The sequence below is a fragment of the Xanthomonas sp. NCPPB 3200 genome (genome assembly GCF_056393585.1).
The window spans coordinates 2,824,882-2,847,608 of record NZ_CM150785.1 but is presented as its reverse complement, the minus strand read 5'-3'; the positions used below and the strand labels follow the sequence as shown (position 1 = coordinate 2,847,608).

At 66.4% G+C, this 22,727-nt stretch carries 11 protein-coding genes; 3 read left to right on the top strand and 8 right to left on the bottom strand.

All coding sequences use genetic code 11. The annotated features are described in order from the left end of the window. Positions 1-33 precede the first annotated feature (33 nt). On the top strand, positions 34-1,002 hold the full coding sequence (gene secF / locus AC06DU_RS12430; protein WP_016903296.1) for a protein translocase subunit SecF: 969 nt from the start codon (positions 34-36) through the stop codon (positions 1,000-1,002). Positions 1,003-1,477: 475 nt separating this feature from the next. Here secF and AC06DU_RS12425 read toward each other — a convergent pair whose 3' ends face one another. From AC06DU_RS12425 to ptsP, 4 genes are all read right to left on the bottom strand, one after another. Further along, positions 1,478-2,755, bottom strand: a complete 1,278-nt coding sequence (locus AC06DU_RS12425; RefSeq protein WP_478202546.1) for a carbohydrate porin — start codon at positions 2,753-2,755, stop codon at positions 1,478-1,480. A gap of 185 nt (positions 2,756-2,940) precedes the next feature. Then, positions 2,941-4,677: a PTS fructose transporter subunit IIC gene (locus AC06DU_RS12420; RefSeq protein WP_024940699.1), complete on the bottom strand. Its 1,737-nt coding sequence runs from the start codon at positions 4,675-4,677 to the stop codon at positions 2,941-2,943. Positions 4,678-4,788: 111 nt separating this feature from the next. Further along, entirely contained in the window at positions 4,789-5,745 is a 957-nt protein-coding gene (gene pfkB, locus AC06DU_RS12415) for a 1-phosphofructokinase (RefSeq protein WP_065050193.1), read from the bottom strand. After that, a complete protein-coding gene (gene ptsP / locus AC06DU_RS12410; RefSeq protein ID WP_478202545.1) occupies positions 5,742-8,261 on the bottom strand; it encodes a phosphoenolpyruvate--protein phosphotransferase in 2,520 nt (839 codons plus the stop codon). The genes pfkB and ptsP overlap by 4 nt, the downstream gene beginning before the upstream one ends. A 162-nt stretch (positions 8,262-8,423) precedes the next feature. Here ptsP and AC06DU_RS12405 point away from each other — a divergent pair, with 162 nt between their 5' ends. Next, the gene (locus AC06DU_RS12405; protein WP_166770884.1) at positions 8,424-9,413 is read left to right on the top strand and encodes a LacI family DNA-binding transcriptional regulator; all 990 of its coding nucleotides are present in this window, start codon (positions 8,424-8,426) and stop codon (positions 9,411-9,413) included. Between the two features lie 580 nt (positions 9,414-9,993). Here the strand turns inward: AC06DU_RS12405 and AC06DU_RS12400 are convergent. From AC06DU_RS12400 to AC06DU_RS12390, 3 genes are read right to left on the bottom strand one after another with little or no spacing between them, the layout of a single operon-like run. Beyond that, complete coding sequence (locus AC06DU_RS12400) at positions 9,994-13,164, bottom strand: multidrug efflux RND transporter permease subunit (RefSeq protein WP_054593017.1); 3,171 nt, start codon at positions 13,162-13,164, stop codon at positions 9,994-9,996. Between the two features lie 12 nt (positions 13,165-13,176). Continuing rightward, complete coding sequence (locus AC06DU_RS12395; RefSeq protein WP_226427653.1) at positions 13,177-14,484, bottom strand: efflux RND transporter periplasmic adaptor subunit; 1,308 nt, start codon at positions 14,482-14,484, stop codon at positions 13,177-13,179. Positions 14,485-14,498: 14 nt separating this feature from the next. Further along, positions 14,499-15,158, bottom strand: a complete 660-nt coding sequence (locus AC06DU_RS12390; RefSeq protein ID WP_046343139.1) for a TetR/AcrR family transcriptional regulator — start codon at positions 15,156-15,158, stop codon at positions 14,499-14,501. Between the two features lie 289 nt (positions 15,159-15,447). Between AC06DU_RS12390 and AC06DU_RS12385 the strand changes: the two genes are divergently transcribed. Beyond that, positions 15,448-20,457, top strand: coding sequence for an NAD-glutamate dehydrogenase (locus tag AC06DU_RS12385; protein WP_478202544.1), 5,010 nt, complete (start codon positions 15,448-15,450; stop codon positions 20,455-20,457). 1,051 nt (positions 20,458-21,508) lie between these two features. On the opposite strand, the gene AC06DU_RS12380 is transcribed toward AC06DU_RS12385, so the two are convergent. Beyond that, positions 21,509-22,639, bottom strand: a complete 1,131-nt coding sequence (locus AC06DU_RS12380) for an NADP-dependent oxidoreductase (protein WP_478202543.1) — start codon at positions 22,637-22,639, stop codon at positions 21,509-21,511. Between the last annotated feature and the right edge of the window lie 88 nt (positions 22,640-22,727).

Here is a 22,727-nt window from a genome sequence, read left to right as displayed (position 1 = left end):
CGGTGCGTAACGTCTAAACGGAAGATCTTTTCCATGAAATTGTTCCCGCTCCATCTCATTCCCAACGACACCAAGATCGACTTCATGCGCCTGCGCAAGCCGGTGCTGATCCTGATGCTGGTGATCGCGGTGGCCTCGGTCGGCGTCATCGTCGGCAAGGGCTTCAACTACGCACTGGAATTCACCGGCGGCACGCTGGTGCAGACCTCGTTCCAGAAGACCGTGGACGTGGACCAGGTGCGCGAGCAACTGGCCAAGGCCGGCTTCGAGAACGCCCAGGTGCAGAACGCGCGCGGCGGCAACGAAGTGATGATCCGCCTGCAGGCGCGCGAGCAGCACAACAACCGCGACGATGCCGCAACCACCGTCGCCGAAGAAGTGCGCAAGGCGGTCAGCACCGCGCAGAATCCCGCCACCGTACAGCCGGGCGAGTTCGTCGGCCCGCAGGTCGGCAAGGACCTGGCCTTGAACGGCGTGTACGCCACCGTGTTCATGCTGGTGGGTTTTCTGATCTACATCGCCTTCCGCTTCGAGTGGAAGTTCGCCGTGGTCGCCAGCCTGACCGCTCTGTTCGACCTGCTGGTCACCGTGGCCTTCGTGTCGCTGACCGGCCGCGAGTTCGACCTGACCGTGCTGGCCGGCCTGTTGTCGGTGATGGGCTTTGCGATCAACGACATCATCGTGGTGTTCGACCGCGTGCGCGAAAATTTCCGCGCGCTGCGGGTGGAGCCGCTGGAAGTACTGAACCGATCGATCAACCAGACGCTGTCGCGCACGGTGATCACCGCGGTGATGTTCTTCCTGTCGGCGCTGGCGCTGTACATCTACGGCGGTGAGTCGATGGAAGGCCTGGCCGAAACGCACATGATCGGCGCGGTGATCGTGGTGATCTCCTCGGTGATCGTGGCAGTGCCAATGCTGAGCATCGGGCCGTTCGCCGTCACCAAGCAGGATCTGCTGCCCAAGGCAAAGGACGTGGAGGCGCTGGCGCGTCGTCCCTGATTGGTCATCGATCTTCGATCACGAAAAAACCGCGCGCTGCGCGGTTTTTTCGTTTTGGCGCATCGAGCAGGGCAACGCGACGTATCGTAGGAGCGCGCCTGAGCGCGACGAGGCTTTATCGGTAACGCCTCATCGCGCCCAGGTGCGCTCCTACCGGGCCGGGCGAGCGGGCTGGCTAAACCCGCCGAAACCAGGTCAGCCATGCAGTGCAATGCGTCGTAGGAGCGCGCTTGCGCGCGATCGGGTTTTATTGGGAATGCCTCATCGCGCCCGGGTGCGCTCCTACCGGGCCAAGCGAGCGCGCTGGCTAAATCCGCCGGACCCAGGTCGCCCCATGCAGTGTAATGCGTCGTAGGAGCGCGCCAGAGCGCGACCGGGCTTTATCGGGAATGCCTCATCGCGCTCAGGCGCGCTCCTACCGAGCTAGGTGAGTGCGCTGCAACGTCCTGCAACGCACGCACCGATCCTCGCGGACTTACAGATTCCAGTCGATCCGCATGCCCGCAATCAACGCGTTCTTCAGATCGTTGGTGCGCGTCGGTTCGTTGAACTGGTCGGGGTTGATCACGTAATGCAGGTTCGGTGCGATGCGCAGGCGCTTGGTGACCTGGATGCCGTAGCTCAGCTCCATCATGATCTGGTTGTCGGCCGGGGTGCCGGTGCCGCCGGCTGAGGCGCGCGCCAGGCGCAGGTTTTCGATCGCCTCGTCGCTGTACTTCTGCTGGGTGATCACAAAGGCGATGTTGTCCTGCGGGCGGCTGGCGAAGGTGCCTTTCTGCACCAGGCCCAGTTGCACGAAGTGGTCCTCGATCGCCTGGCCGCCGGTGCTCTTGAGGATGGCGCCGAACACGGTCAGGCCGCGGCTGCCGGACGGATCCGGATTGGTGACCTGTTGTTCGAAGCGGGCGAACATGCCCGAGCGGCCCTGCTTGTTCTCGTAGCCCAGGCCGCTGAGCACGGCCGGGTTGCCGTTGCGGTCGCGCAGCGGGTCGGTGTAGTCGGAGTTGTCCTGCCAGCCGCCCAGTTCGTACATCGCGGCCATGCTGCCGTCGCCGCCCTTGTTCTTGTAGCCGACCGCGTAAGGCACCACCACGCCGGTGGTGTCGTCGGTGCTCCACTTCAGCCCGTGCTGGCCGTCCTGGGCCTGCACCGGGTTCACCTCGTAGGCGCCCACATGCACGTAGACCTTGGGCGTGACCCAGGCGGTGGCATGCGCGGCCCAGCTGGACACCGGCCAGTAGGTGAAATTGCTGGTGCGGAACACGAAGGTGGGGTTGCCGCAGGCCGAGTTGCCCTGGAAGTACTGGCACAGGTCCGAGCCGAGGAAGTGGATGTTGGCCACGCTGCGGCCGGCTTCCAGTTCCAGGCGGTCGTCGAACAGTTTCTGCAGCAGGGTGAAGTTGGCCAGCCGCGTGCCCTGGCCGCCGTAGATCTCCTGCACCGAGGTGCTGTTGCCGATGCTGCTGTTGGCCAGGTTGGTGCCGTGGCGGTTGGTGACGTACAGCTTGACGGTGGCGCCGCCCCAGCCGAACAGGCGGTCCATGTCGACGTCGGTACCGACCATCAGCTGGCCGGCATAGGCGTCGCCGTTCTTGCGGCCGCCATCGATCATCGAGGCGGCTTCGCCGGTGTAACCCAGCTTGAGCTTGAAGGCATCGGCGGCATCCTGCGCTTGGGCGAGCGGGGTCAGCGCCAGTGCCAGCGACAGGCACAGCAGGCGGGGACGGGCATGGCGGGGGGCGAGGACGGTCATGGCAGGACTCCGAACGAAGGAAGGCGTGGCCGGGTGGCGAACGCGACAGCTAGGGGATGGGCAAGCCGCTGGCCGCGCACGAGGGTGCGCAGCGCAGCGGTGAAACCAGTCAGGGGTGGAGCGGGGCGGCGATCAGGCGTGGCGCATGCGCGGGCTGCGAGCGCCAGTGGCGGGGTGGCCGAAGGTCAGGCGACCACGTCGGCCACCGGCTTCTTGAGCAGGCGCAGTGCCACCGCGGTGACCACCACGCCGACCACCAGGGCCAGCACGTAATTGAGCAGGTGGGTCACCGCGTTGGGGATCAGCAGCACGAAGATGCCGCCATGCGGTGCCTTCAACTCGGCGCCGGCGGTCATCGAGATCGCGCCGGCCACGGCCGAGCCGATCACCAGTGCCGGGATGGTGCGCAGCGGGTCGCGCGCGGCATACGGGATGGCGCCTTCGGTGACGAAGGCCAGCCCGAGCACGCCGGCGGCCGTGGCCGAGCCGCGCTCTTCCACGGTGAAGCGGTTGCGGAACACCCAGGTGGCCAGTGCGATGCCCAGCGGCGGGGTCATGCCGGCGACCATGGCGGCGGCCATCGGGGTGTAGACCTGGCTGGCGATCAGGCCGGTGGAGAACGCATAGGCGGCCTTGTTGACCGGCCCGCCCATGTCGAAGGCCATCATGCCGCCGAGCAACAGGCCCAGCAGCAACGCGCTGCTGCCCTGCATGCCGCGCAGCCAGGCGGTGAGCCAGGCCAGCAGGTCCGCCACCGGCTGACCGAACACGTACATCATCGCCAGGCCGACCAGCAGGGTGCCCAGCACCGGCAGGATCAGCACCGGCTTGAGCCCTTCCAGGTTGCGCGGCAGGCGGATGTAGCGGTTGAGCGCGGCCACGCCGTAGCCGGCGATGAAGCCGGCGATGATGCCGCCGAGGAAGCCGGCATTGAGGTTGGCTGCGACCAGCCCGCCGATCATGCCGGGCGCGATACCGGGGCGGTCGGCGATGGAGTAGGCGATATAGCCGGCCAGCGCGGGCACCATCAGGGTGAAGCCGGCCTTGGCGCCGATCTGGAACAGCGACCAGGCCAGCGTGCCCTGGTGCGCATCGTCGCCGGCATAGATGCCGCCGAGCGCGAATGCCAGCGCGATCAACAGGCCGCCGGCGGTGACGAAGGGCAGCATGAACGACACGCCGGTCATCAGGTGCTTGTAGGCGCCGGTGCGGCCGTTGCCGGTGTTTTCGGCCTTGGCGGCGCCTGCGACCGGCGCCGCGCCGCCGTGCACGCCGGCTTCGGCCAGCGCTTTCTGGATCAAGGCCGGGCCATCGTTGATCGCCGGCTTGGTGCCGCTCTTGAACAGGCGCTTGCCGCCGAAGCGGGCCAGGTCGACCTCGCGATCGGCGGCGATCAGCACCAGATCGGCATCGCGGATTTCCGCGTCGGTCAGGGCGTCCTGCGCGCCGACCGAACCCTGCGTTTCCACGCGGATCTGGTAGCCGAGTTTCTTCGCGGCCTGCTGCAGGCCTTCGGCGGCCATGAAGGTGTGCGCGATGCCGGTGGGGCAGGAGGTGATCGCAACGATGCGCTTGCTGCCGGCGCCCGCGCTGCCTGCGGCAGCCGATGCATTGGTGGCAGCCGGTGCGGCGAGCTGGTTCACTGCGGCGGCCGGGTCGTCCAGTACTGCGCCCAGGCTCAGGCGCAGCAGCTGCGCGTCGCCGAAGCGGGCGGTGTCGGCATCGGCGTCGCCGATCACCAGCACCTGGCTGGCGGCGCTGGCCAGTTCGTCCGGCAATGCGCCGAGCACGCCCTGGTCGCTGCGGATTTCGATCGTCACGCTGCGCCCGGCGGCGGTGGCCGCCCGGCGCAGCGCTTCGGCCGCCAGGACGGCTTCGGTGCTGCGGTCGCCAGCGGCGATGACCACGATGGAAGAGGACATGCAAATCTCCTGCGTTGTTCGGTCGCCGGCAAGCGCCGGCGGGATACGTGGTGTCTTGCGCAAAACACCGGCGCGCTGCGCTGGTGCGGCCAGCGTTCGCGCGGGCGTTTGCTACGAGAGCGGGTCGATGACGATCTCGCCGGCGAGCTTGCGCACCTGCTGCGGGTTCAGCCGGCGCGCATCGCCGCTTTCCAGCCGGCTGACCGAGAACGCGGTCGCCAGCCGTGCGCAACTTTCCAGATCGGTGGACTCGCCGAGCAGCGCGGCGGCCAGGCCGGCCACCATCGCGTCACCGGCGCCCACGCTGCTGCCCTGCGCCAGGCGCGGCGGACGCGCGATCAGACGCTGGTCGCGCTGCACGAACAGCGCGCCTTCGGTCCCCATCGAAATGACCACCAGCTGGATGCCGCGCGCGATCAGTTCGTGCGCGGCGGCGCTGAGGGCGGCACGGTCGCTCAGCGGGCGACCGGTCCAGGCTTCCAGCTCGTGCCGGTTCGGCTTGACCGCGTACGGCAGCGCCTGGCGCGCGGCACCGAGTGCGGCCACCAGTGGCGCGCCACTGGTGTCCAGCAGCACGCGCGCACCGGCGGCGCTGGCCTGGGCCTGCAGCTGCGCCCAGCTGTCGTCCGGCAGGCCGGCCGGCAGGCTGCCCGACAGCACCACCGGCAGGCCGGGGCGCAGCAGCGGGGCAAGGTGATCGGCCACGCCCTGCAGGTGCGGCTGGCCCAGGCGCAGGCCGGGCAGGTTGATGTCGGTGGTGTCGTTGCTGCGCGCTTCGACCAGCTTGAGGTTGGTGCGTGTCTCGCCGGCCACGCGCTGGCAGTGATCGGCAATGCCGCGCTCGCGGAACAGCGCCTCGAACACGCCGGCATTGCCGACCCCGAGCACGCCGAGCGCGGCGACCTGGCTGCCCCAGTCGGCCAGACAGGCGGCCACGTTGATGCCCTTGCCGCCGGCATCGTTGCGCACGCTGCTGGCGCGATGCACCGCGCCCGGCTGCAGGCTGTCAAGCTGGATGGTCTGGTCGATCGCCGGGTTCAGCGTCACCGTGATGGCGTGCAGGTTCATGCCTGGCCCTCGCGCTGCGCTTCCAGGGCGCGCACCTGCTCTGCGGTTTCGCAGTTCAGCGCCTGCTCGGCGAGCTGTTGCAGCGTGCTCAGCGCGGTGCCGCGCAGGCGTGCCTTCACCGCCGGAATGTCGTTGGGCGTCATCGACAGTTCCTGCACGCCCAGGCCGGCCAGCAGGCTGGCGCCGAACGGATCGCCGGCCAGGCCACCGCACACGCCGACCCAGCGGTCGTGTTTGCGCGCACCTTCGATCGTGCTGCGGATCATGCGCAGCACCGCCGGGTGCAGGCTGTCGGCTTCGGCGGCCAGCTCCGGGTTCTGGCGGTCGATCGCCAGCACGTATTGGGTCAGGTCGTTGGTGCCGATCGAGAAGAAGTCCGCATGGCGCGCCAGCACGTCGGCCTGCGCGGCGGCGGCGGGTACCTCGATCATGATGCCGATCGGCACTTCCGGCGCGTCGAGTTCGGCGCGGATGCGCGCGCAGATGGCGCGCAGGGTGATCAGCTCCGGCACCGAGGTGATCATCGGGAACATGATCGACAGCCGCGCCCCGTCCTTGGCGGCGCGGTACAGCGCACGCAGCTGCGGTTCGAGCAGGTCCGGGCGACGCAGCAGCAGGCGTGCGCCGCGGACGCCCAGGAACGGGTTTTCCTCGTGCGGCAGCTCCAGATGCGCCACCTGCTTGTCGCCGCCGATGTCCAGCGCGCGCACGATCAGCGGGCGGCCATCCAGCGCCTGCGCCATCGCCAGGTAGGTCGCGTGCTGCTCGTCCTCGCTGGGCGTGCTGCCGCTTTCCAGGAACAGGAATTCGGTCCGCATCAGGCCGACGCCTTCGGCGCCCTGGGTCAGCGCCATCGCAACCTGGTCGGGCAGGTTGACGTTGGCGCCGATGTCGATGTGGTGGCCGTCGCTGGTTTCGGCTGGCAATGCGCGCTGCGCGGCCTCGCGCTCGCGGATCGCCTGCTGCTCGGCGATATGCGTGCGCGCCGCATCCAGGTCCAGCTCGGACGGGGTGATGTACAGCCGCCCACTGCTGCCGTCGATGATGGCGGTGACGCCGTCTTCGATATCCATGAGTTGGCCGCCGGCCGCGACCAGCGCCGGCAGGCCGAGCGTGCGTGACAGGATCGCGGTATGCGAGGTCGGCCCGCCTTGCGCGGTGGCCAGGCCGAGCACGCGTGCGGTGTCCAGGTTGGCGGTGTCCGACGGTGACAGATCACCGGCCAGCAGGATGCAGGGCTGCTCCGGCAGGTCGGTCAGGCCGGCGCCGGCGGCGGCCGGGTCGAGCTGGGCCAGCACGCGGCGGCCGACGTCGCGCAGGTCGGCCGCGCGGCCGGCCAGCACCGGGTTGCCGAGTGCGGCCAGGCCCGAGGCGATCTGTTCCACCGCCTGATGCCACGACCACGCCACGCCGTGGCCTTCGACCATCAGCTGGCAGGTGCGGGTGATCAGGTCGGTGTCGTTGAGCAGTTCGGCCTGGGCCTTGAAGATCGCCGCGTCCGAGGCGCCGAGCCGGCGCTGGGTATCGTCCTGGATCGCCGCCAGCTGCTGGCGGGTGCGGGTCAGCGCGTCGTGCAGCAGCGCGCCGCCATCGCCCAGGCCGACCGGTTGATCGGCCACCTCGGTCTGTGCCGCGCGCAGCCGGTGCACGATGCCGATCGCCACGCCCGGGCTGGCGCCGATGCCGACGATGGCCGGCTGCGCCTGCGGCGGCGTCCAGCCGGCCACCGGGGCGGCGCGGCGTTGCGCGGCACGCTCGGCATCGGCCTTTTCCTGCGCGGTCAGGCTGTCCATCACTGCGCGCAGGCGCTTGAGCAGCGCACCCGCATCAGTGCCTTCGGCCGAAACGGTGATGCTGTCGCCGGCACGCAGGCCCAGCTGCAGCAGGCCGACCAGGCTCTTGGCATCGGCGGCCTGGTCGCCGGCGCGCACCTGGGCGCGCGCCGAAAAACCACGCGCGGTCTCGGCCCAACGCGTGGCCGGGCGGGCGTGCAGGCCGCTGGGGTAGGCGATGGTCCATTCGAAGGATTCGGCCAGATCGGTGGCCGGCGCGGCGCTGCTGTCGGGTGCGCGGTCGCCGGTCAAGGCCGCCACGATCACGCCGGGGTCATCGGTGGTGAACAGCGCTTCCAGCTGGGCCGGGTCCTGGATCAGGCGGGTCAGCCGGCGCAGCAGGGTGATGTGGGTGTCGGACTGGGCGGCGATGCCGACCACCAGCCGGGTGGTCTGGCCCGGGTTCCACTCCACGCCCTCGGGCAACTGCAGCACCGCGATGCCGTCGCGGCGGACCAGGTGGCGGTCTTCGCCGACGCCGTGCGGGATCGCCAGGCCGTGGCCGAGGAAGGTGTTCGCCAGGCCTTCGCGGCGCCGCATGCTGGCGTCGTAGCCCGGCGCCACGCAGCCGGCGGCGACCAGCAACTGGGCGGCCTGCGCGATGGCGTCGTCCTTGTCGCGGGCATGCGCACGCAGGCGCACGAGTTCGGGGGTGACGGGGGCGGCTGGCGACGGAGAGGACAAGACGGACTCCGGGGGTGGGGACGGGCTGGGCAGTATAGTGGGAACGTTCCCATGTTCCAGGTCAATGTGCGCTGCACAAAAACGTTGTAGTGCTTTCGGGTTAGCATCGAATCAGAGACGGCGCCTGGCCCTAGGTGCGCAAATGGAGCGGGAACGGTCCCAGTGAGTATCAGCATCAATGACGTGGCCCGGGTGGCCGGGGTTTCCAAATCGACGGTCTCGCGCGCGCTGGGCACCGGCCCGGTCAGCGAGGAGGTGCGGGCCAAGGTCGAGGCGGCGGTGCGCCAGACCGGCTACCGGCCCAACCTGATGGCGCGGCGCCTGCGGTCCCAGCAGTCCGGCATCCTCGGGGTGATCGTCGCCGACATCCGCAACCCGTACTTCACCGCGCTGATCCGTGCGGTGGAGGAAGTGGCCTACCGCGCCGGCATGCGCGTGACCCTGTGCAATACCGACGAAGACCCCGAGCGCGAGGCGCTGTACCTGCAATTGATGCAGGAAGAACGCATCACCGGGCTGATCTTCGCGCCGACCCGCAGCACGGTCGGGCGCATGCACGAGCTGGTGCTGGACTACCCGACCGTGCTGGTGGACCGCGCCGGCCCCGGCAGCCGCTACGACAGCGTGGTGCTGGACAACGCCGCGGCCATGGGCGAGCTGGTCGCGCATCTGCAGACACAGGGGTATCGGCGCATCGGCGGGCTGTTTGGCACCAGTACCACCGCGACCGAGCGCCGCAACGGCTATCTGGCCGCGATGGCGGTGCCGGGGTTGACGCCGGCTTACCGCGAAGTGGCGCCCACCGCCGAAGCGGCGATCGCCGAAGTCGGCCAATGGCTGGCCGGCGCTGACTGCCCCGACGCCATCGTGACCAGTAACAGCCTGCTGTTGATGGGCGCGCTCAAGGCCGCCCGCACCGCCCGGCTGCGCATCCCCGACGACCTGGCCCTGGCCGGCTTCGACAACGAGCGCTGGACCGACCTGGTCGAGCCGGGCATCACCGTGGTCGAGCAACCGGTCGAGGACATGGGCCGCGCGGCGATGTCGCTGCTGCTCGAGCGTTTGAGCAATCCGCAGCTGCCGATCCGCCGCATGGTGATGACCGGCCGCTGCGTGGTCCGCGGCTCTACCGGCACACGCCCGCGCACCTAGCCGCCGGCGTCGTAGGAGCGCACCCGGGCGCGACGGGCGTTACCGGTGAGGCTCATCGCGCCCGGGTGCGCTCCTACGACGGCATGGCGGTTGTCGCGGATCGCGCTGTGTGGGTCCTGTCGAAGCACGCCATGTCACCAATCCCCGCCACTCCGTAGGAGCGCACCCGGGCGCGACGGGCGTTACCGGTGAGGCCCATCGCGCCCAGGTGCGCTCCTACGACGGCGTGGCGGTTGTCGCGGATCGCGCTGTGCGGGTCCTGTCGAAGCACGCCATGTCACCAATCCCCGCCACCCCGTAGGAGCGCACCCGGGCGCGACGGGCGTTACCGGTGAGGCCTATCACGCCCAGGTGCGCTCCTACGACGGCATGGCGGTTGTCGCGGATCGCGCTGTGCGGGTCCTGTCGAAGCACGCCATGTCACCAATCCCCGCAACTCCGTAGGAGCGCACCCGGGCGCGAGGGGCGTTACCGGTACAGCCCATCGCGCCCAGGTGCGCTCCTACGAGACATGACTGCAGCGCAGCCAAAAAAAAGCCCCGGCACTGCCGGGGCTTTTCGTTCTACGCCATGTCCGGGATCAGCGATCCGGACGATGCGGGCCCGAGTCGTTCTGCGCGAGCAGGTATTCCTTGGACTGCTCGTCCAGCTTGTCGCCCAGCATGCGGCGCACCACCACGAAGAACAGCGGAATGAAGATCACGCCGAGCACGGTGGCGAACACCATGCCGCCGATCACGCCAGTACCGATGGAGTGACGCGAGTTTGCGCCGGCACCGGTGGAGATGGCCAGCGGCAGCACGCCCAGGATGAAGGCGAACGAAGTCATCAGAATCGGGCGGAAGCGCAGATGCGCCGCTTCCAGCGTCGCCTCGCGCAGCGTCTTGCCTGCCGCACGCTGCTCCACTGCGAACTCCACGATCAGGATCGCGTTCTTGGCCGCCAGGCCGATCACGGTGATCATGCCGATCTTGAAGTACAGATCGTTCGGCAGGCCGCGCAGCATCGAGAAGGTGATCGCACCCAGCACGCCGATCGGCACCACCATCAGCACCGCCACCGGAATCGACCAGCTCTCGTAGAGCGCGGCCAGGCACAGGAACACCACCACCACCGACAACGCCAGCAACAGCGTGGCCGCATTACCGGCAATGATTTCCTGGTACGACATGCCGCTCCAGTCGAAACCGAAGCCCGGCGGCAGGTCGTTGTTGACGATCTCCTCCATCGCGGTCATCGCCTGGCCGGAGCTGCCGCCCGGCGCCGGGTTGCCGACGATATTCACCGCCGAATAGCCGTTATAGCGGTTCAGTGCCGGCGAGGCGTAGGTCCAGTCGGCCTTGACCACATTGCTCAGCGGAATCATCCCCGGCTGACCATCGGCACCGGTGGCCGTGGCGCTGGGGCTGAAGAAGCTGCGCAGCGACTCCGGGCCGGTACGGAACTGGTCGTCGGCACGGATGTTGACGCGCTTGATGCGGCCTTCGGAAAAGTAGTCGTTGATGTAGACAGGCGCCAGCATCAGCTGGATCGAGCTGTAGACGTCGCTGACGTCCAGGCCCATCGACTGCGCCTGCACGCGGTCCACGTGCAGTTGCAGCTGCGGCGCGTCTTCCAGGCCGTTCGGGCGTACGCCCACCATGGTGTCCTGCTTTTCCGCCGCCTTGCCCAGCACAATGTTGCGCGCCTGGGTTAGGGCTTGCTGGCCTGCGCCGGAGCGGTCCTGCAGCCACATGTCGAAGCCGCCGAACTGGCCCAGGCCCTGCACGGTGGGCAGGTTGACCACGAAGATCTGCGCGCCCTTGATGCCGTAGAAGGCGCCGTTGAGCTGCTGGATCAACTGCTCGGCAGTAACGTCACGCTCTTCCCACGGCTTGAGCCGGATGAAGCCCATGCCGACGTTTTCGCCCGAACCCAGGAAGCTGAAGCCGGCGATCTGCAGCATGCCTTCCACGGCCGGCTGCTTCTCCAGCACCGCACGCATCTGCGCGAAGGCCTCGTTGGTGCGGATCTTGGTCGCGCCCGGCGGCAGCTGCACGATGGCCACCGCAAAGCCCTGGTCTTCTTCCGGCAGGAAGCTGCCCGGCATGCGGGTGAACAGGAAGCCGCACAGCACCACCAGCACCACGAACACGATCATCCACGGCGGCGAGCGCTTGAGGGTGTGGCCGACCACGCCGACATAGCGATGCGCCAGCTTGTCGTAGTACTTGTCGAAGGTGCGGTAGATCCAGTTCTTCTTGGTCGAATGGGTCGACTTGAGGAACGCGCCGCACAGCGCCGGGGTGAAGCTCAACGCCAGGAACGCGGAGAACCCCATCGACATGGCGATGGTCAGTGCGAACTGCTTGTAGATCGCGCCCGAAGCGCCGGGTTGCAGCGAGGAGGGGATGAACACCGCCGCCAGCACCACGGTGATGGCCACCACCGCGCCGGTGATCTGGGTCATCGCCTTCTGCGTGGCCGCCTTCGGCTCCAGGTGTTCCTCGCTCATGATGCGTTCGACGTTCTCGATCACCACGATCGCGTCGTCGACCACGATGCCGATCGCCAGCACCATCGCAAACAGCGTCAGCTGGTTGATGGTGAAGCCGATCATGTACATGCCGAAGAACGTGCCCAGCAGCGCGACCGGAATCACCAGCGTGGGGATCACGGTGGCGCGGAAGTTCTGCAGGAACAGCAGCATCACCAGAAACACCAGCACGATGGCTTCCACCAGCGTGTGGATCACTTCCTCGATGGAGATGCGCACGAAGGTGGTCGATTCGTACGGCGCAAACCAGGTCACCCCCTGCGGGAAGGTCGGCTGCAGCTCGTCGAGCTTGGCGCCGACCGCCTCGGACACGTTCAGGGCGTTGGCACCCGGCAACAGCTGGATACCGAAGGCGCCGGTGGGCTTGCCGTTGTACTGGGTGTCGAAGCCGTAGTTGCTCGGCCCCACGGTGACCCGTGCGACGTCCTTCAACCGCACCGTGGCGCCGTTGTTGTCGGTGCGCAGGATGATGTTCTCGAACTGCTCGGGCGAGCTGAAGCGGCCCTCGGCCGAGACCGTGGCGGTGAAGCTGATGCCTTCCGGGGTCGGGTCGGCGCCCACCGAACCGGCCGCGAACTGCACGTTCTGGTTGCGCACCGCGGTCAGCACCTGGGTGGCCGACAGGTTGTAGCCCTGCAGCTTCTCCGGGTTCAACCAGATGTTCATCGCGTACTCGGCGCCGAACTGGTTGGTGCTGCCCACGCCGGGCACGCGCGAGATCTGTTCGAGCACGCGCGAGCCGACGATGTCGTTGAGCGCGTCGCGGTTGATCGACGGGTTGTCCGAGCGCAACGCGGCCACCATCAGGAAGCCGGCGTTGGCCTTGGCCACCACCACACCCTGCTGGGTGACTTCCGAGGGCAGGCGCGGCGTGGCCAGCGACACCTTGTTCTGCACCTGCACCTGCGCGATATCCGCGTCGGTGCCGGTTTCGAAGGTCAGCGTGATGGTCACGCGGCCGTTGGCGGCCGAGGACGAGTTGAAGTACAGCAGGTGGTCGATACCGGTGAGCTGCTGCTCGATGACCTGGGTCACCGCTTTTTCGGCGGTATCGGCGCTGGCGCCGGGGAAGTTGGCGGTAACGGTGACCTGCGGCGGGGCGATCGTGGGGTACGACTCGATACCCAGATTCAGGATCGAGATCACGCCCGCAAGCGAGATCAGGATCGCCACCACCCAGGCAAAGACAGGGTGTTCGATGAAAAACTTAGGCATGTCCGGGTTCCGTTACTGCTGCTTGGACTGGGAGTCGGCCGGCTGCGCCGCAGCGTCCGGCTTGGACTGTTCCTGCGCGGCCGGTGCCGCTGCATCGGCCTTGTCGGCCGCCGGTGCGGCCTGCGCGCCGCCGCCCTGGGCAGCGGCGGGAGCCGCGCCCGGCGCGCCGGGCTGGCCACCCTGCGCCGGCTTGTTCGGATCCCACGGCACGCCCTTGGCCGGCTGGCCTTCCTTCGCCTTCTGCACGCCGTCGACGATCACCTGGTCGCCCGGGGTCACGCCCGCGGTCACGATCCACTGGCCCTTCTGCTGGCCATCGACGGTGAGATTCTTGCGCACCACCTTGCCGTCCTTGCCCAGCACCAGCGCGTAGGCGCCGGTGGCATCGCGCTGCACGGCCTGCTGCGGCACCAGGTAGGCGTTGTTGCGCTGGCCAAGGCTGGCCTTGAAGGTCACGAACGCGCCCGGCAGCAGCGCCTGCTCCGGATTGGGCAGGGTCGCGCGCAGCGACACCGCACCGGTGCTCGGGTCCACCGTCACCGCCGACACATCCAGCGTACCCGGGTGCGGGTACTGCGTGCCGTTGCCCAGTTCCACATTGATGGTGGACTTGCCATCGCCGCTGAGCTGCACGTTGCCGCTGCTCTGGGCCTGGCGCAGGGCGGCCAGTTCTTCGCTGCTCATCGCGAAGTTCACGTACAGCGGGTCGATCTGGTCGACCGTGGTCAGCAGGGTCGCCTCACCGGCGCCCACCAGCGCACCTTCGGTCACGCGCTGGATGCCGGCGCGGCCGGTGATCGGCGAGGTGACGCTGGCAAAGCCGAGCTGGATGCGGGCGGACTGGACCTGGCCGCGTGCCTGCTGCACGTTGGCGCCGGAGGAGCGCTCGGTGGCTTCGGCGTTGTCGATGTCGGCACGCGACACATATTGCTGCGGGGCCAGGCTGCGCGCGCGCTTGGCGGCGACCTGGGCATTGGCGTAGGTCGCCTCGGCGGCGGCCAGCTGGCCTTGCGCCTGCAGCAGCGTGGCCTTCAGCGGCGCCGGGTCGATCTCGAACAGCGGCTGGCCTTCCTTGACGTCGGTACCTTCGGTGTACAGGCGCTTGAGCAGCACGCCGTCCACGCGCGCGCGCACGTCGGCCGAGCGGAATGCCGACAGCCGGCCGACCAGGTCGCGTTCCAGCGGCAGGGTCTGCGGCTTCATTTCCAGCACCGACACTTCCGGCGGCGGCGGCGCCTGCTGTTGTTCGGGCTTGCTGCAGGCAGCCAGCGCCAGGGTGATGGCACAGGCCAGGCCGAATGTGCGGAGCGGGGCGATCATCAGGAGGAACTCCGTTAGGGTCTTGAAGTGAGAAAGGAAAGCGGGGACAGCGAAGGCGTGGCAGCGACCGCGGCAAATGCGCGCAGGAAGGTGTCGACAGCGAATTGCGCCCACTGCTGCCTGGCGGGAAGGCCGGCGCGGTGGGGAACCTGAAAGCGTTGCCGGTCGAAATCCAGACCGACGATCATGCTCAACAGCAGTTCGGCCATACAGTGCGGATCGTCATGGCGCAGCTGGCCGGCCTGCATCGCCTGCTCGAAGCGCTGCGCCAGGCGCTGCTGCATGCCGACGACCCCGTCCTGGAAGATCTGCTGCGACTGATCGGGGAACCGGTGCGATTCGGCTTCCACCAACCGGCAGGTCTGTAACACATCCGGGCGGTTCAGGCGGTCAAGGTGGGCCAGTGCGAAGGCCAGCAGATCCTCGCGCAACTCGCCCGAGGCGGTGCCTAGCGGCACCGTGGCCAGGTGCACATGGTCCTGGAGGACATCGCGCAGCAGGTTTTCTTTACAACCGTAATAACTATAGAGCGTCTGCTTGGAGCAGCCGGCGCGCTCGGCCACCGCGTCCATGCTCAGCCGCATGCCGCGCTCGGCAAGCAGCGCATGCACAGCCGCATGGATACGGCGATCGCAGTCCGAGCGCCGGGCAGCACGGTGGGAATGGGGGGTCATGGCGGTAGACTATACCGTCCAGTTTAGTTTTTAAACAGGCTTGACGGTCGCAGTTCCGTCTGCGCAACGCCTTGTGGCCCAAGCGCCCGGCCGGACTTTGCCGGTTGTGGCGGTCTGGCGGCTGGCCATGCAGGCGCCAATCCGGCGCCGCTGCAGGAATGACAGTCGGGTAGTGCTTTTGCGCCGAACCGAGGGAGAGCGCCCGACCAGGATTTTGCGCTATGCAGCAAGGCGTCTTCATCCGGCGCCGGTACAATTCAGGTTTTCCACCGAGCATCCCAGCGCTCTCATGACAGCCAAGAAAGCTGCTTCGAAATCGTCCACGACGTCGGTCAAACCGGTCGCCGACCATGCCGTCCCCGTGCTTGCCACCGCGCCGCAGGCGGTCACCCTGGAGCCGGTGTTTGCCGCGTTGCGCAAGCGCTACCCGGCCGCCCGCCAGTCCGAGGTGCAGCTGTTCGCAGCCGACTTCTACCGGCGCATGGAAGAGGACGAGTTCCCCAACCACCCGGCCGAACAGTGGGCGGCCCTGGCGGCGGACATGCTGGAATTTGCGCGCACGCGCAAGGCCGGCACGGTCAACGTGCGGGTGTTCAACCCGACCCTGAAGAGCCACGGTTACGAATCGCCGCACACGCTGCTGCAGATCGTCAACGACGACATGCCGTTCCTGGTGGACTCGGTGAGCATGACGCTGTCGGACCTGGGCATCGGCGTGCACGTGCTCGGCCACCCGGTCTTGCGCATTGCGCGCGACAAGGCCGGCAAGCTGACTGCGGTGGGCGAGGGCAAGAGCGAATCGCTGATGGTGCTGGAGATCGACCGCCAGCCCGCCGAGGACATGCCCAAGGTGGAAGCGGCGGTGCGCAAGGTGCTGGGCGAGGTGCGCGCGATCGTGCACGACTGGGCGTCGATGCGCGAAAAGATGGTGATGCTGGCCGACGACCTGGCCACCCGCCGCCTGCCGATGGACGACATCAGCCGCCACGAGGCGCAGGAGTTCCTGCGCTGGGCGGCGGCCGACCATTTCACCTTCTTCGGCTATCGCGAGTACCGCGTGGAGAAGCAGGACGGCCAGGACGTGCTGGCGCCGGTGGAAGAAACCGGCCTGGGCCTGATGCGCGGCCGCGACACCTCACCGGCGCGCCCGGTGACCACGCTGGCGGCGCACGGCCTGAACACCTCGGCCAAGCTCAAGGATGCGCTGATCCTGACCAAGACCAATGCGCGCTCGCGCGTGCATCGGGTCGGCTACATGGATTACATCGGGATTCTGGAATTCGACGCCAAGGGCCGCATCGTCGGCGAGCAGCGCTTCCTGGGCCTGTTCACCTCCAGCGCCTACAACCGCCGCCCGTGGGAAATCCCGCTGGTGCGCCAGCGCCACGAATACGTGATGAGCAAGTCGGGGCTGACCCCGAGCAGCCACAGCGGCAAGGCGCTGCGGCACATCCTCGAGACGCTGCCGCGCGAGGAGCTGTTCCAGTCCAACGAGGAAGAGCTGTATCGCACCGCGATCGGCATCCTCGGCCTGCAGGAGCGCGTGCGCAGCCGCATGTTCCTGCGCCGCGACAAGTACAGCCGCTTCATCTCCGCGCTGGTGTACATCCCGCGCGAACGCTTCAACACCGATGTGCGGCTGCGCATCGAGGCCTTGCTCAAGGACGCGCTGCACGGCGAATACATCGATTCCAGCGTGGTGCTGGGCGAGTCGCCGCTGGCGCAGCTGCACCTGATCGTGCGGCCCAAGAGTGGCGAGGCGCTGGAATTCAACACCACCGAACTCGAGGCCCGGCTTGCGCATCTGCTGCGCAACTGGCGCGATGCCCTGCGCGAGGCGCTGGTGGCGCGGCATGGCGAGGTCAATGGCCTGCGCATGGCCGCCAACTTCGGGCGTGCGCTGCCGGCCGGCTACATCGAGGACTCGTCGATCGAATCGGCGGTGTCCGACGTCGAGCATCTGGCCGCACTGGACGGCCCGGACGATCTGCACCTGAGCCTGCAGGAGATCCGTCGCGACGACGGCGTGCGGCTGGACGCCGGCGAGGGCCTGCGCCTGAAGCTGTATCGCCAGCTCGACGACATCCCGTTGTCCGACGCGATGCCGATGATGGAGAACATGGGCCTGCGGGTGATCTCCGAGCGGCCGTACCGGCTGCAGGTCGGCGAGACGCCGGTCTACATTCAGGATTTCGAGGTCGAATCGACCTCCGGCAAGATCAACGCAGCCAATGCCGACGCCGGTTTCGGCGAAGCCTTCGAGCGGATCTGGAGCGGCGATGCCGAAAACGACGGCTTCAACCGCCTGATCCTGGCCGCCGGCCTGCACTGGCGCCAGGTCGCGCTGCTGCGCGGCTATTGCAAGTATCTGCTGCAGACTGCGGTGCCGTTCTCGCAGGCCTATGTCGAGGCGACGTTCACCCGTTACCCGCTGCTGGCGCGCCTGCTGGTGGAACTGTTCGAAGCGCGCTTCGATCCGGCCACCGGCAGCGAGACCAAGGCGCAGATCTTCGCCGGGCAGGAACGCCTGCGCGAGGAACTGTCGGTGCTGGCCGGTGACGACGAGGCCACGCTCAAGGCACTGGAGCCGGTGTTGCAGGCGCGCGGAAGCGACCGCGATGCACAGCAGGAAGCCACCCGCGCCACGCTGCTGAAGTTGATGGATCGCGTCTCCAGCCTGGACGAGGACCGCATCCTGCGCAGCTTCATCGGTGTGATCGACGCCACGCTGCGCACCAACTATTACCAGACCGACAAGAGCGGCAAGCACGGCCACTGCATCAGCTTCAAGCTGGATTCTTCGATCGTGCCGGACCTGCCCAAGCCGCGCCCGTACCGCGAGATCTTCGTCTACAGCCCGCGAGTGGAAGGCGTGCACCTGCGCTTTGGCGCGGTGGCGCGTGGCGGCCTGCGCTGGTCGGACCGGCGCGAGGATTTCCGCACCGAGGTGCTGGGCCTGGTCAAGGCGCAGATGGTCAAGAACACCGTCATCGTGCCGGTCGGGGCCAAGGGCGGTTTCTACGTCAAGCGCTCGCCGGTCGGCGGCGACCGCGATGCGATCCAGGCCGAAGGCATCGCCTGCTACAAGCTGTTCATCCAGAGCCTGCTCGACATCACCGACAACATCGTCGGCGGCAAGATCGTGCCGCCGCCGCAGGTGGTGCGTCACGACCAGGATGATCCGTACCTGGTGGTCGCGGCCGACAAGGGCACCGCCACGTTCTCCGACATCGCCAACGGGCTGGCGCTGGACCACGGCTTCTGGCTGGGCGATGCGTTCGCTTCCGGCGGTTCGGTCGGTTACGACCACAAGGGCATGGGCATCACCGCGCGCGGTGCGTGGGAGTCCGTCAAGCGCCACTTCCGTGCGATGGGGCGCGACTGCCAGAGCCAGGATTTCAGCGTGGTCGGCATCGGTGACATGTCCGGCGACGTGTTCGGCAACGGCATGCTGTTGTCGCGGCATATCCGCCTGTTGGCCGCGTTCGATCACCGGCATATCTTCTTGGATCCCAATCCGGATGCCGCTGCCTCGTTCGCCGAGCGCGAGCGCCTGTTCAAGCTGCCGCGTTCCAGCTGGGCCGACTACGAGGCCAAGCTGATCAGCGCCGGTGGCGGCATCTATCCGCGCACGCTCAAATCCATCGACATCAGCGCGCCGGTGCGTGAGGTCCTGGGCTTGGAATCCAGCGTCAAGCAGCTCTCGCCCAACGAACTGATGAACGCCATCCTCAAGGCCCCGGTGGACCTGTTCTGGAATGGCGGTATCGGCACCTACGTCAAGGCGTCCAGCGAGTCGCATGCCGATGTGGGCGACCGCGCCAACAACGGCCTGCGCGTCAACGGCGGCGAGTTGCGCTGCAAGGTGGTGGGCGAGGGCGGCAACCTGGGCCTGACCCAGCTCGGCCGCATCGAGGCCGCGCAGGCCGGGGTGTTGCTCAACACTGACTTCATCGACAACTCGGCTGGCGTGGACACCTCCGATCACGAGGTGAATATCAAGATCCTGCTCAACGACATGGTGCAGGCCAAGAAGCTTACCTACGACGCGCGCAACACATTGCTCGCCTCGATGACCGACGAAGTGGCCGACCTGGTGTTGTGGGACAACTACCGCCAGAACCAGGCGATCAGCCTGATGGAGCGGATGAGCGTCAAGCGTCTCGGCTCCAAGCAGCACTTCATCCGCACGCTGGAATTGCAGGGCCTGCTCGATCGCCAGATCGAGTTCCTGCCCTCCGATGCCGAACTGTCCGCACGCAAGGCACGCGGGCAGGGCTTGTCGCGCCCGGAGCTGTCGGTGCTGTTGTCGTATTCCAAGCTGGTGGCGTTCCAGCAGCTGCTGGAATCGGATATTCCCGAAGACCCGTATCTGTCTAAGGAATTGCAGCGCTACTTCCCGCAGCCGCTGCAGAAAAAGTACGCCGATGCGATGGAGCGTCACCGCCTCAAGCGCGAGATCATCGCCACCGCGGTGACCAACACCACCATCAACCGCATGGGCGCCACCTTCCTGATGCGCATGCAGGAAGACACCGGCCGCAGCATCGCCGAGGTCGCCAAGGCCTACACCATCAGCCGCGAGACGCTGGATGCACGCGCGCTGTGGACGCAGATCGACGCATTGGACGGCAAGGTACCCGAGTCGGTGCAGATCGATGCGCTGGAAGTGATCTGGCGCCTGCAGCGCTCGTTCGTGCGTTGGCTGCTGTTGCGTCCGGGCCAGATGCCGGGCATCACCGCGGCGGTGGAGCGTTACCACGGCCCGTTCAACGACATCCGTGTCGCCTCCGGTGTGCTCTCCGATACGCAGCGCCCGCAGTATGAAGCCAGCGTGCAGGAATGGCAGGACAAGGGCCTACCGCCGCAGCTGGCGCAGCAGTTGTCCGAGCTACGCTATCTGGAACCGGCCTTCGACATCATCGAAACCGCACGCACCCGCAAGCTCAAGCCGGTGGACGTGTCCAAGGTGCATTTCCGCCTGGGCGAAGCGCTGCGTTTGCCGTGGTTGTTCGAGCAGATCGACGCGCTGGAGGTCAACGGCCGCTGGCACGCGGTGGCACGTGGTGTACTGCGCGACGAGCTGGCCGCGCATCAACGCGCATTGGTCGGTCAGGTGCTGACGATGTCAGGCAGCACGGCCGAGGACAAGGTGGCCAACTGGCTGGCACGCGACGATTCCAGCCTGCGCTTCACCCTGGCCATGCTCGCCGATGTGGCCGAGCAGAAGACCCTGGACTACCCGACCGTGTCGGTCGCAGTGCAGCGTCTCGGGCAGCTGGCGGCACACGGCTTGTAAGGACGTGCCGAAGCGCGATGGCGGAGCTGAGAACCGTCATCGTGCTTCTCTACTAATTGCAATTGCTTCCAGCAAATAGTCTGCCCGTGGGCGTAATGCTGTTCACTTTAAGAAAAACGGCGCTTTCGTCTCTCAGGGAATCGCTGTTCTTATTGGATTTGGCGACGTTATTCAGCCGCAAAACGCTCGATCAAGCGCTTAAGTGAACAGAATTATGCCCGTGGGCGGCCTTTTTATCGTGTTTCAACGTTCACCAATCCACCATTAGAAAAGCGTTGGCGTAAGATTGTTTTATAAGTGATATGCATCGCCTGTAAATACATTTAAAATGTAAAAAACAATATTTTAATATATGGTAATGTAGAAAAGCATTGTTCATGTCCTGTTAATTTATCCGGGCAATACTTGAGTAGCGGCAAAAGACATTCATGGAGAATTTATGCAATGTATATCCGCATTCGCTGCTAAGTTGTTATTTCTCACGTCTATTGCTTTCCCACTAGTAGGTTTCGGTCAGGAAAATCGTGCCCGAACATCGATAACCAGCGAAACTACTTATGCAGCAGGTTCGCGTGAAGCAAAACAGATTGCGCAGTGGCTATCAGCAGCACCGGGGGCGGGGACGTTGTTTGATTCGAATGTTACGTTTTCCGGAAACATCACAGTACGCCTTTCAAGCATCGATAGCGGCGCAATTCGCCCACTTCAAGAGGCTCCACCTGTCCCACTTCCGGCAGGCGGTTCTAGTGGTCAAACATTCGGAGTGTCGAGCTGCGGGGGCGGTATTGCTAGAACATGGACATATACGTGGCAGTCGGGTCCTAATGGCAGCGGTGGCGGCTGGGTACTGACCTCCTACACGTACAATCGAACAAGAAGTTGTGGCGTAGGTGGAGCTTGAGGTCGACGGTTGACTGGTGACGTTTAAAAATAATCCACCGAAGGTGGATTATTTTTGGCTTAAAGCGATGCAAAGAAGTTGATTTCTGTTTTTCAGATTTTCTGTCGCCGTTTCGATTTTCTGTCGCATTTTTCTCGGGTGTACGCTTTATTATTTATTGATCTTCACCACTACCTTGCCCTTGGCACGGCCCTGCGCAAGATACTCGAGCGCTTCCTTGGCTTGCTCGAACGCAAACACCTTGTCGATGACTGGGCGAATGCGTTCGGCTTCGAGCAGTTCGCCGATTTTGGCCAGTTGCGTGCCATTGGGGCGTACGAACAGGAACGAGTAGGCGACGTTGTGCTTGTTCGCCAGACGGATGATCTTGCGGCTCATCATGGCGAAGACGAATTGCAGCACGACATTCAACCGGCGTGCGCGGGCAAAGGCGGCATCCAGCGGCCCGACCAGCGACACGATCCTGCCGCCGGGCTTGAGGATGGCGAGCGATTTTTCGATCGTATCGCCCCGCATCGTTCCAAGCGCGATGTCGTAGCCGCGCAGCACGGTCTCGAAGTCCTGTTGCCTGTAGTCGACCACCTCGTCTGCGCCAAGGCTGTTCACCAGCGCGACATTGCCGGTGCTGGTGGTGGTGCCGACGGTGGCGCCGAGGTGTTTTGCCAGCTGGATCGCGATGGTGCCGATACCGCCGGAACCGGCAGGAATGAACACCTTCTCGTCAGGCTGCAGGTCGGCACGTTCCTTCAGGGCCTGCCAGGACGTGAGCGCGACCATCGGCAGCGATGCCGCCTGCACAAAATCCAGATTGGCAGGCTTCAGCGCTGCGGCGCTTTCCGGTACCGCGACATACTCGGCGATGGTGCCACGGCCAAGATCGAACACGCTGGCAAAAATCGCATCGCCCCGCTTGAAGCGGGTGACGCGGCTGCCGACATCGATGACGATCCCGGCCACGTCGCTGCCCAGCGTGGCGGGCAGCTCGAACTTCACCACGGGTTTGAAGATGCCGGTGGGAATCATGTTGTCGATCGGATTCACGCCAGCGGCATGCACCTCGACCAGCAGTTCGTCGGGCTGCAGCGTCGGGCGGGCGCGCTCGCTGAAGCCAATATCGGGAGATTTGCCATAGCGTTTGAAGGTGAGTGCTTTCATCTGGTTCGGGTCCACTGCTGTCGTTGTCTGGATGCGTGGCCGGGCGCGATGCGATCCCCGGCCGCCTTCACCTTTGCGCTGGCAACTGCGTGCCTGCCGCCTGATCGCCATGTGGGCGGTTTGCATCGACGCATTCATGCAGCAGCGCGAATGCGCGACGCATCACCCCAGGCCCGCAGCGCTCACCGTGGCAAGCGCTGCGGGCGGTTGCGCC

Coding starts and splice junctions, on each gene's coding strand:
- AC06DU_RS12390 (WP_046343139.1), bottom strand. CDS start 15,158: ATGACCCCCCATTCCCACCGTGCTGCCCGGCGCTCGGACTGCGATCGC.
- AC06DU_RS12380 (WP_478202543.1), bottom strand. CDS start 22,639: ATGCAAACCGCCCACATGGCGATCAGGCGGCAGGCACGCAGTTGCCAG.
- AC06DU_RS12395 (WP_226427653.1), bottom strand. CDS start 14,484: ATGATCGCCCCGCTCCGCACATTCGGCCTGGCCTGTGCCATCACCCTG.
- pfkB (WP_065050193.1), bottom strand. CDS start 5,745: ATGAACCTGCACGCCATCACGGTGACGCTGAACCCGGCGATCGACCAG.
- AC06DU_RS12425 (WP_478202546.1), bottom strand. CDS start 2,755: ATGACCGTCCTCGCCCCCCGCCATGCCCGTCCCCGCCTGCTGTGCCTG.
- AC06DU_RS12385 (WP_478202544.1), top strand. CDS start 15,448: ATGACAGCCAAGAAAGCTGCTTCGAAATCGTCCACGACGTCGGTCAAA.
- AC06DU_RS12400 (WP_054593017.1), bottom strand. CDS start 13,164: ATGCCTAAGTTTTTCATCGAACACCCTGTCTTTGCCTGGGTGGTGGCG.
- AC06DU_RS12420 (WP_024940699.1), bottom strand. CDS start 4,677: ATGTCCTCTTCCATCGTGGTCATCGCCGCTGGCGACCGCAGCACCGAA.
- secF (WP_016903296.1), top strand. CDS start 34: ATGAAATTGTTCCCGCTCCATCTCATTCCCAACGACACCAAGATCGAC.